Source organism: Candidatus Parvarchaeota archaeon (assembly GCA_016866895.1).
Lineage (GTDB): Archaea > Micrarchaeota > Micrarchaeia > Anstonellales > VGKX01 > VGKX01.
Window position 1 is genome coordinate 1 of sequence record VGKX01000196.1, and the last position, 1691, is coordinate 1691.

The following is a 1691-nucleotide window of genomic DNA, read 5'->3' on the forward strand; positions in this document are numbered from 1 at the left end:
TGGCAACACTGGTTTGGAGGATGTTGAAGACACTTGCTGCCCCAAGTGTGAGACAATGCTCATAAAAAGAAACAGGTTTTCAATACAAAGCAACGTTTTTGAGGGTCTCTGCAGAAAGGAGCGGCTAAACCCCAAGTGCCCCGAATGCGGCTACAAAATCAATGTTGTGATTTAGAGGGACTTGCCAGCCTTCGAGTGTGATTTTATGGGTGATAACGGCGGCGCAGTCTATTTTATGCGCCATGCGCAGACTTATGGAAACTCCAGGGGCGTTCTTAATGGCACCAGGAGGAACCTTGGCCTTACGTCAATTGGAAAAATTCAGGCCAGGGAAGCTGCAAGGAAAATGAGGATTAAACCCGCTTTGATACTTTGCAGCACGCAAAAAAGGGCCGTGGAAACCGCAAGGCAGATTGCCAAACGTTTTGGCAGCAAGATAGTGTATCTTCCGCTTCTCAAGGAACAGGACACTGGCGATTGGACCGGGAAGAGAGTTGACAGCCTGCAAAAAAGATACCCGGATGCGTTCATTAAAAACGGGAAAAAAATGACGAGGATATTTTACAAGGCGCCCAACGGGGAAAATATTGGGAAAATAGAAAAGCGGGCCAGAAAAATAATGTGGCTTGCCAAAAACAAATACAAGGCCAGGCCGCTTCTGATAGTAAGCCATGGAGTCATTGGCAGGATGCTTTATTACGTGGCTGGAAAGAAAAATACCCTCGGGGCTGCAATGGAATGCAAAGTGCCCAACGCAAAACTACTGAGACTGAAAGTTTAGAATGCAGGCTTGAGTGAAGCGGACTTGAAGCTCGTATATTCAAGGGTGCAAATTGCCTAAGCCAGAGGGCACTTATTTCAGCCTTGTGACCTGGACGCGCTCAATGGCGTTGCCGTGCATTTCCTTAACTTCGAATTTCACGTCCTTGAGAAGCAGGGTGTCTCCCTTAAGCGGTATGCGCTTGAGGCAAAAATGCATGAAACCTGCAACAGAGCCAAACCTTTCAGCATCAAGTATGTTCACGTTAAGCTCCTTTTCAATGTCATGCAGCCTTGCAGTGCCTGAAACAAGGAGGATTGACTTGTCAAGCTGGATGAAACTGGGCGGAATTGCACTGTCTTCTATTTCGCCAACAATCTCCTCTAACAGGTCCTCCATTGTCACGACTCCCTCGAATTGCCCGTTTGAGTCAACAACAATTGCCATGTGGGTATTGCTTTTCTGCATTTTTTTGAATAAATCGTAGGCAATGGACTCTTTTGATGCAAATAACGGCCTGTCCATTATGTCTTTTGGGTTTTTCATGCCCGAGGCAGAAACAAGTTTTTTTATTGAAAGCACCCCGACAACTTCGCCGTCGATGGAAAGAACTGGATACATGTTCTTTTTGAACTTGCTGACCTTTTGGACAACCTCTTCCCGGGTGTCCGTCTCCTCAAGGCATTTTGTCAGGTCGCGGCTGACCATTACTTCCTTTACAAGCGTGTCATTGAAATCCAAAACACGCTCAAGAAGCTTGCGCTCGTCGCTTGAAATTGCCTTGTCCTCAACCCCGAACTCAAGCATTGCCCTAATCTCCTCTTCTGAAAACCTGTGCCTTGTGTATTTGGTGTTGATTATTTGCGGAAAGATTATTCCCGATATTTCAAGCATGAATATGATTGGCGCAAAAATAATCTCAAGCACACCG

General features: G+C 46.2%; 2 protein-coding genes. One reads left to right on the forward strand and one right to left on the reverse strand.

Features of this window, described 5'->3' with window-relative positions:
* Window positions 1-205: 205 nt before the first annotated feature.
* Window positions 206-781 carry a histidine phosphatase family protein gene (locus FJZ26_05860; protein MBM3229934.1) on the forward strand — a complete coding sequence of 192 codons (576 nt, stop codon included), beginning with the start codon at window positions 206-208 and terminating at the stop codon, window positions 779-781.
* 72 nt (window positions 782-853) lie between these two features.
* Here the strand turns inward: FJZ26_05860 and FJZ26_05865 are convergent.
* Window positions 854-1691, reverse strand: an 838-nt coding sequence (locus FJZ26_05865; GenBank protein ID MBM3229935.1) for a CBS domain-containing protein, incomplete at its 5' end; no start/stop codon positions are given.

What these genes read in the sequence shown, in the direction of transcription:
- FJZ26_05860 (MBM3229934.1), top strand. Translation starts at nt 206, where the DNA reads ATGGGTGATAACGGCGGCGCAGTCTATTTTATGCGCCATGCGCAGACT.